We start from the raw sequence: 8,729 nt of genomic DNA on the forward strand, positions 1-8,729 counted from the left end.
TATATCTTGCCGCGTTTTGCGGCAACGTCTTACATCCTCCACCTGAAGGAAGAGGTTTTCGACGTAATCTGATAAATTATAAAACAAGGGTATTCACTTAGACTAAAGTCGTATTAGACGGCATAAAAACGAAAAAAAAGCGCTGTAGTAGCGCTTTTTTTAGAGCTTGTAATGACTAGGAAACGACTGCGGCTAATGACTGAGCGTAATAGTCTACGTTTTGTGTAGTCAGCCCAGGAACACTGATACGACCTGAATCAAGCATATACACACCAAACTCTTCGCGAAGACGCATAATCTGTTCTATAGAGAGTCCGGTATAGCTAAACATGCCCTGTTGTTTAATCATATAACTGGCATCATAAGCAGGGGCTAACTCGTTAAGACGGTCATAAACGGCGTGACGCATTGCATGAATACGTGCTCGCATTGCCGTCACATCGGCTAACCAGCTTTGGTATAACTCATCTGAATCTAAAACAGTGGCAATTGCATGTCCACCATGAGCCGGAGGATTTGAGTAGTTTTTACGTACCCACGCATTCAATTTACCTAATACCTGATCTGCCTGAGTTTGGTCTTTACATACAATAGATAAGCCACCACATCGTTCAGCGTAATAAGAGAAGTTTTTAGAAAATGAGTTGGCAACAAGGAACTCTAAACCTGCTTTTGCCATTTCTCGGATAGCAAATGCGTCTTCATCAAGGCCCTGACCAAAACCTTGGTATGCCATGTCTAGAAATGGAATTAGCTTTTTCTCTTTAAGTACGGCGATAAGCTGTAACCATTGGTCATTGGAAAGGTCAGCCCCCGTTGGGTTATGGCAGCATGGGTGCAATAAGACAAAACTATGCTCTGCTAACGCACTAATATCTGCCAACATGCCCTCAAAATCCACACCTTGCGTCTGAGAGTCAAAATAACGGTATTTATTCGTTTTAATACCGCAACCACCAAAGATAGAGTGATGATTATCCCAGGCAGGATCGCTAATCCACATTTGACTATCCGGATAGGCTTCGTGCAACAAATCGCCACCCACCTTTAAGGCGCCTGTACCACCTAACGTTTGAATGGTGGCAATACGTTTAGATTGATAGGCTTCGCTATCGGCACCAAACACCAAGCGCTGTACCGCATCACGATACGTGGCTAGGCCTTCCATCGGTAAGTAAGTTCTGGGCTGCTTTTTCTCGGCCCACTGTTTTTCTGCGATTTGCGTGCAAGAAAGTAAAGGCACGCTGCCATCGTCTTCAAAATATAAGCCAATGGTTAGATTGACTTTTTTTTCGCGCTGATCAGCTTGGAATTGGGCTGCAATTCTAAAAATAGGATCGCCAGCATAGGGGACTACGTGTTCAAACATGTGATTTCCTATAATGAGTCAATTTTTTATGCCACAAACGCAGAAAAAATACAATCTAAACAGTTTAAACCTTGTATTTTAAGCTCAAAGACTTTTTGTTTAGTGGTAAACCCTATATGATTCAGCTCTGAGAGAAAGCGCTTATCTATATTTAAAAAGAACCAGACAAGCTACACTTATCAAGAAAAATGAGCGGCATTACATATTTTTAGCACTAGGAATAGTAGTTATGGCCTTTTTGGTTCGTTCGAATCTGCGACAACTGATTGTCATCTTGGCACTATTGAGTACCCTTGTTGCGGTAATCAATATGTTTATTGCCAGTGCTAAAGTCCAAAAACAAGCTCTGATTGATAATACCTTATTGAGTAACGAAGCGTATGCTTCTAAGTTAGCTGATAGCACTCAAGCTTTTTTAGAAAGTGCCTTATTAGAATTGGCTTATAGTGCAAAAAACATAGCCCAAAACTGGCCTCAAAAACGCTATTTAAATCAAGAAACACAACGCCTCTCAAAACAAAACTACGCCTTTAACTCTGTTGTATTAAGTGATGCAAATGGAGTCGTGTTAGCCAGCTCTGATAATGCCATTGAGTTACATGGACAAATTCTCACCACCCCTGGCCCTTTACAAGCCCTAAAAGAACGTAAGCCCTTAATTAGCCAACCCTATGAATCCTCCATGGATAATTTGTTGGTATTAATTTCCAGCCCTATTTTCCATGAAAACGGTACTTATTTAGGTTACATCGGTGGTTCTATTTATCTAAAAGAAAAAAATATTCTTAGTCGGTTATTAGGCGAACACTACCATCATGATGGGTCTTATATTTATGTGGTAGATAACAAAAAACGCCTGCTTTATCACCCCGATAAAGAACGTCTGGGGTCTGCTGTGCATACGAATCCATTATTGGATTTAGCCCTCAGTGGCGGCACAGGTGCCAAAGCCATCGTCAATAGCAAGGGCATCGAAATGCTCAGTGGCTATGCTTATATTCCAGCGGCTGGGTGGGGAGTCGTGTCCCAACGACCTGCAGACGCCACCCTGAATGCGCACGAAGGGCTAATGCAAAAGATCCTGTTGCACAGCTTACCGATCAATTTAACGATGCTGTCTCTAATTTGGCTGTGCGCTTGGCTTATTTCTAGCCCACTGCGTCAATTAGCAGCTAATGCCAAAAACATGAGGCAGCGTACAACCATTCAACGCGTTGAACGTATTCAAGCGTGGTACTTTGAGGCCAATGAGCTGAAGCATGCCTTTTTGCATGGCTTACAAAATGTGCATGACCATGTGGGTCAACTACGGCAAGACGTGCGCACAGATCCGTTAACGGGCTTAAACAATCGACGTGCCCTAGAGCGAATTCTTGAAAAATGCGATATTACACAAACATTTTTTTCAGCGATTACCTTAGATATTGACCACTTTAAGCACGTCAACGATACCTTTGGCCATGACGTAGGCGATATAGTATTAAAGGAGCTGGCTTTTTTAATGCGTAGTACGTCTAGAGATCAAGATTTTTGTATCCGATTAGGCGGCGAAGAATTTTTAATTCTTTTACCCTCCTGTTCGCTAGAAGTCGCTGCTGATATTGCAGAGCGCCTACGTTTAGACGTAGAAAAACATGAGTTCACCACGGTTGGTAAGCTCACTATTTCTTTGGGTGTCGCCTCTTGGCCACAACATGCGAACAGCACCACTGCTGTATTAAAAATTGCAGATGAAATGCTGTACGCTGCCAAACAAGGTGGCCGGAATCAAGTCCGCACGGCACCACTGCCTAAAATTGACTAATTCTAACGCTCTGTCTCGCCCTTAGGCCGCATCATTCATTATTTTTCTTATTTTTTACGGTAGACTTTGAGTCTATGACCCAATCCCACTCTCGCTTTCTTCGTAGTGATAATGACTGCCTCCACTTACAAGGTGAGTGGGTGTTGGCTAACTATCGCGCTTTATGTGATGAAATCCGTCAGTTCGCACAAAAAAAATCGTCTTACAACACGATTGATTTCTCGCAGTTAGATAAATTAGATACAGCAGGTGCGGAACAACTGTGCGAACTCCTCACCCCAGAGCAGCTCGAAGACCGCCTTGATCACGCCGTAGGCTTATCCACTGAGCGTGATGCCTTATTACGCACTGTAGCTAGGGCATTAAGCACCCAAGAAGCGCCACCCAAAAAACCGAATTATTCGGTGATGGGAGATTTTTTTGCGCGTATAGGGGGGGCGACTCAACGATTTTGGGACCAGTTCCTAGAATTAACCGCTTTTGTTGGCCTCACTCTAGAGACTTTATTTTTTAATATGCTACGGCCTAGCCGCTGGCGTGTTACGGCTATTGTGGCTCAAATCGAGGAAACGGCCTTTAATGCGGTTCCCATCATTTTCTTATTAACCTTTTTAGTTGGTGCCGTTATTGCCTTTTTAGGTGCCACCATTCTCTCTGATTTTGGAGCAACGATTTACACGGTGAATCTGGTAGGCTTCTCATTCTTGCGTGAGTTTGCGGTATTGTTGACGGCTATTCTTATGGCGGGTCGTACAGCGAGTGCTTTTACGGCTCAGATTGGCTCCATGAAAGCCAACGAAGAAATTGATGCCTTACGGGCTCAGGGTTTAAACCCAATGCTTATTTTGGTCATCCCTCGGGTACTTGCCATGCTTATCGCCATGCCTATGCTGACATTCATTGGCATGATTGCCGGGATTTTTGGTGGTGCTTTGGTTTGTTTTTGGACCTTAGATATCTCTCCAACCATGTTTATTGATATTTTCAACGAAGATGTCTCTATTCGCCATTTCTTTTTAGGCATGGCTAAAGCGCCTATTTTTGCCTTTTTAATTGCAGTGATTGGCTGTTTACAAGGCTTTAAGGTTACAGGCAGTGCGCAGTCAGTAGGTGAGCGCACAACCGCTGCTGTGGTCCACTCTATTTTTATCGTTATTTTACTGGATGCAATGGCAGCACTATTTTATATGGAAATGGGGTGGTAAATGAGTGCGACACACGAACATAACACCCAACTAAAAAAAGACAATAAAGCCAAACAACAAGAACGCCAAAAAAAAGAGCCTATTATTAAAGTCCGCCATTTAGTGAATCGCTTTGGGACTCATACGGTTCATGAAAACTTGGATATGGATATTTACCCCGGTGAAATTGTGGGTGTTGTTGGTGGTTCTGGTACAGGCAAATCGGTTTTACTACGGGCGATTTTAGGGCTGCGTCCCCCTAACGAGGGCGACATTACCGTTTTTGGCCAAAAAATTGCTGATTTAAATGCAGAAGATCGCTCTAAACTAGAACGTAGATTTGGAGTGCTCTTTCAGCAAGGGGCACTGTTTTCATCACTGACCGTAGTAGAAAACATTGCTATGCCCTTAATTGAGCATACCGGCCTCAGCCGTGATGAAGCCGAGGACTTAGGACGGCTAAAAATGGCATTAGCAGGCTTACCTGCCAATGCAGCAAACAAATACCCCTCTGAACTTTCAGGGGGAATGATCAAACGTGCCGCTTTAGCTCGTGCCTTGGCCCTAGATCCTGAGATTTTATTCTTAGATGAGCCTACTGCCGGGCTAGACCCGATCGGAGCCAGCGATTTTGATCAGTTGATTTTAACCTTACGCGATGCATTGGGTTTAACGGTTTATTTAGTCACACACGATTTGGACACGCTCTATACCATCTGTGATCGCGTGGCCGTCTTATCACAAAAGCGCGTCATTATTAACGATAGCTTGGACGTGGTCGAAAAATACGACGATCCGTGGGTACAAGATTATTTCCAAGGCCCGCGAGGACGCGCCGCCTTTCAAGCTGAAACACGACGTCAGGAGAACCTGTAATGGAACCTCGCGCACATCATATTCTGATTGGCGTTTTCACCCTTTTGATTGCTACCGGAGCTATTTTGTTTTCACTTTGGCTAGCAAAAACAGGGAGTGATAATAAAACCAAAGACTATACCGTTGTCTTTACCGAAGCCGTACGTGGACTCAACCGTGGCGGAGCCGTGCAATATAACGGCATCCGTATTGGTGAAGTCACTAAACTGGAACTAGACCCAAACGACATCCGTCGCGTCCTAGTCAGCATTAGTATTCAAGAAAGCATTCCGGTCAAAAAAGATACCTTAGCTCGTCTCGCCTTAACCGGGATTACAGGCACATCTGTGATCGAGTTAACGGGTGGATCGCCGGACAGTCCTGACCTAGAAGACGAAGACAAAACCGATGACTATCCCGCATTGATTATGGCTACTCCTTCGCCTATGGCCGAACTAATGGCTGGTGGTGAAGAGCTAATGACCAATGTGTCTGAATTATTGATTAACGCTAATGCCTTTTTATCCTCGGATAATGCCCAGCGTATTGGTCACAGTATTGAACAGTTAGAACGACTACTAGGACAATTAGCTGATGGTTCTGAAAGCCTGCCTGCCCTCTTTACTAGCTTGAATAACGCGAGCAATGAGGCAGAAAAAATGCTGAAGGAGACCCGTAATCTAATCACTAAAGAAGGTAGTGGTGCTTTTGCTAAAGCGAATGAAGCCATGCAGAACCTAAGCCAAATCACTCAGGATCTGCAAAAAATGTTGGCGGAGAATGCCCCAGCTATTAACCAAGGTAGCCAAGGCTTTGCACAAATCGCACCCGCTATGCAAGAGCTGCGCCAAACGCTAAGCAATATTAAAATCATCACTCAAGAACTACAAAATAGCCCCACAGACTATCTATTAGGTGGCGATAAAATACAGGAATTTCAGCCATGATACGTAAATCACTACGTCATGTTTTAGGTGTAACGGCTTTGGGTACGCTTGTACTCGTTGCTGGCTGCTCTATTTTGCCTAAATCCGAACCGCAAACGCGCTATAACCTACCTGCTACCGCTATGCAAAGCACGGCTGTACAAAAAAACGTATCGTTATACGTGGCTGCTCCTCAGGCTAACCGCTTAATCAATAGTAATCGCGTGTTGGTTCAGCCCACTGGGTCAGAGATACAAATCTACAAAGGCACACAATGGGCTGATAATGCTCCCGTCTTATTACGTGAGCGCTTTGTCCAAGCCTTTACGGATACTCGACTATTTAATGCCGTTAGCTCTGATTCTGCATTGAAAACAGACTTTGCCTTAGAGGGCTACCTCAGTCATTTTCAGGTTCAATACCAAAATGACCAGCCTGTGGTAGTGGTTCAGTTTGATGCCCAACTTATCAACCGCCTTGATTCCTCTATCGTACAGACTCAGCGCTTTACCTTGAATCAACCTGCTGCTGACACCTCTGTGCCTGCGGTTATTCAGGCCTTTGGCCTAGCCAGTGACCAGCTCAGTGCGCAATTAGTCGATTGGCTGGCTAAATAATCAATCAATGAATAGAAAAGAGCTTGGCATAAACCAAGCTCTTTTTTTAGGGCTGATAGAAAAATGGCTTATCAGACATTGAAACGTACTATTTATGAAAAGTGCCAAATTTGCCCTGCCAGTACAATAAAGGATCAATAGTCTGATCTGCACTGCGCACGTATTCTACAGTGCCTAACACTAAGGCGTGGCTGTGACGAATGATAATTTCGCTAACTCTACAAGCAAACACGGCAGGGGCATCATCTAATAGCCAAATTCCATTGTGCTGCGTCCAGTTCGCATTTTCATAGCGTTGCGCGCCTTTCACGCCCCCTACCCCAGCAAACTGCAAGGCCACTTGCTGTTGTTCTAGAGCCAATACATTTACCCCAAAACAACCGCTTTTTTCAATTAACGGCCACGCTGAGGTGTCTTGATTTATACAGACCAATAGCTCGGGTGGTTCGGCGGCAACCGAAGTGACTGACGTTGCGGTTAAGCCTGATTTTTGCCCTTGGTGCTCGGCAGTAATTACACACGTCGCCCCAACCAAATGGCGCATGCCATGTTTATAGCTCGTGCTGTCTGCAACGGAAAAAGAGGTGTCTGTCGTCATAAAAAATCATCATCACAAAAAAGCGTATAGCGCATTTTAACAGCTAAGAAAAAAATGGCTGCAAAACCTGAGGCTTAATCGGCTTTGCAGCACAAAAAGTGACGCTAACGAATTACTGACGAATACCGCGCGCTTTTAAAATAGGCAATACCTCATCACGGAAATAAGGGAATTCTTTCACATAATCAAAGAAAGAAAGGGTTGTGCCACGGAATCCGGCTTCATGTAAAGCACAAATTTTATCAGCGACCTGCTCGGGTGTACCCACAAGCGGAAAGCCACCATGTCCCACTGTCATGCGCTCACGGATTTGCTCTAATAGTTCGTGTGGAAAAGAATGGGCATGCGCAAACTGCAAATTAACCAAATTATCTACTGCATCTGTATCGGCATTATCGAGCATACGCTGCCATTCGGCTTCGGCCTCAGCCTGTGTAGGGCGACATATCACATGCGAGAAAGTCATCACATCCACATTGCGGCCTTTGTCTGCCGCCATTTGTTTTAGCTCCACGACCTCTTTACGAGAACGCTCTAGTTCCATCGCGGGAGTAAACAAAAAGTTCGCATTGCTGCTGGCAAAATCACGGCCCTGACCTGATCCGGCCGCATTAAAGATAGGAGGATGGCAGTCAGGTCTAGGATCACCATGCACCTGATTCAACGTAAAGTATTTGCCCTCCCAGTCAAAACGGCCTTCGTGATCCCATAGTTTGCGCACTATATCAAACCATTCTTGGGCATAGCCATAACGCGTTTCATGATCATTCGGTAAATCTAATCCCAGTGCGTCATACTCTGGCTTATTCCAGCCTGCCACAATGTTTAACCCCACCCGATTACCGCTCATTTGTGCCATGGTCGCAATCTGTTTTGCTAGCACGACCGGATGATTTGCCACAGTATGCACCGTCGCAAAAATATTAATATTTTTTGTATGGGCCAATAAGGCCGCCGCCCAAGTCACGGTCTCCAGTACATAACCATGAAAATCGGTTTCGCCTCTGTAACCAACCCAACGAGCAATAGGCAACATGAAATCAATGCCTGCGTCATCTAATAATCGAGCTAATGTTAGGTTGTTTTCCCACGTGGCCTGCCACCGTTCAGGAAGTTTAGATACGGTCATTCCGCCACCACAGTTGGTAGCAAAGGTTCCTAATAAAAAATGATCTTTAGCTAAAAGGCTATTTTGGCTCATGGTCGTCTCCGGCTAGAAAAACAGGGTAATTGTTATGTTTTTATTCTAGAGAGCACACCTTCGATCAGCTATCAAAAAGCTGCATGGCTATCGAAAAAGTGCAACCGAATGCACTGGTGAAAACCATAGGTATAAATCGCGGCTAAGCCCTTGCTATCACTACGTAAATGTACTA

8 protein-coding genes are annotated in these 8,729 nt (G+C 44.6%); 5 read left to right on the top strand and 3 right to left on the bottom strand.

The features are described from left to right. Nucleotides 1-175: 175 nt before the first annotated feature. Nucleotides 176-1,369 (bottom strand): amino acid aminotransferase, encoded by a 1,194-nt coding sequence (locus Q0Z62_RS09935; protein ID WP_298054037.1) that lies wholly within the window; start codon nt 1,367-1,369, stop codon nt 176-178. A 229-nt stretch (nt 1,370-1,598) separates the two neighbouring features. Between Q0Z62_RS09935 and Q0Z62_RS09940 the strand changes: the two genes are divergently transcribed. From Q0Z62_RS09940 to Q0Z62_RS09960, 5 genes are all read left to right on the top strand, one after another. After that, nucleotides 1,599-3,173: a sensor domain-containing diguanylate cyclase gene (locus Q0Z62_RS09940; RefSeq protein ID WP_298054041.1), complete on the top strand. Its 1,575-nt coding sequence runs from the start codon at nt 1,599-1,601 to the stop codon at nt 3,171-3,173. Between the two features lie 74 nt (nt 3,174-3,247). Continuing rightward, the gene (locus Q0Z62_RS09945; RefSeq protein ID WP_298054044.1) at nt 3,248-4,378 is read left to right on the top strand and encodes an ABC transporter permease; all 1,131 of its coding nucleotides are present in this window, start codon (nt 3,248-3,250) and stop codon (nt 4,376-4,378) included. Further along, nucleotides 4,379-5,233: an ABC transporter ATP-binding protein gene (locus tag Q0Z62_RS09950; protein ID WP_298054048.1), complete on the top strand. Its 855-nt coding sequence runs from the start codon at nt 4,379-4,381 to the stop codon at nt 5,231-5,233. After that, the gene (locus tag Q0Z62_RS09955) at nt 5,233-6,159 is read left to right on the top strand and encodes an MlaD family protein (protein WP_298054052.1); all 927 of its coding nucleotides are present in this window, start codon (nt 5,233-5,235) and stop codon (nt 6,157-6,159) included. Before Q0Z62_RS09950 ends, Q0Z62_RS09955 begins: the two co-directional genes overlap by 1 nt. Continuing rightward, complete coding sequence (locus Q0Z62_RS09960) at nt 6,156-6,755, top strand: ABC-type transport auxiliary lipoprotein family protein (protein WP_298054062.1); 600 nt, start codon at nt 6,156-6,158, stop codon at nt 6,753-6,755. Before Q0Z62_RS09955 ends, Q0Z62_RS09960 begins: the two co-directional genes overlap by 4 nt. An 88-nt stretch (nt 6,756-6,843) precedes the next feature. On the opposite strand, the gene Q0Z62_RS09965 is transcribed toward Q0Z62_RS09960, so the two are convergent. Together Q0Z62_RS09965 and Q0Z62_RS09970 are read right to left on the bottom strand one after the other, a co-directional pair. Next, nucleotides 6,844-7,353, bottom strand: a complete 510-nt coding sequence (locus Q0Z62_RS09965; protein WP_298054066.1) for a flavin reductase family protein — start codon at nt 7,351-7,353, stop codon at nt 6,844-6,846. A 112-nt stretch (nt 7,354-7,465) separates the two neighbouring features. Next, complete coding sequence (locus Q0Z62_RS09970; RefSeq protein ID WP_298054070.1) at nt 7,466-8,554, bottom strand: LLM class flavin-dependent oxidoreductase; 1,089 nt, start codon at nt 8,552-8,554, stop codon at nt 7,466-7,468. Nucleotides 8,555-8,729 lie beyond the last annotated feature (175 nt).

The sequence above is a fragment of the uncultured Paenalcaligenes sp. genome, from assembly GCF_947630565.1.
Taxonomy (GTDB): Bacteria; Pseudomonadota; Gammaproteobacteria; order Burkholderiales; family Burkholderiaceae_B; genus Paenalcaligenes; species Paenalcaligenes faecalis.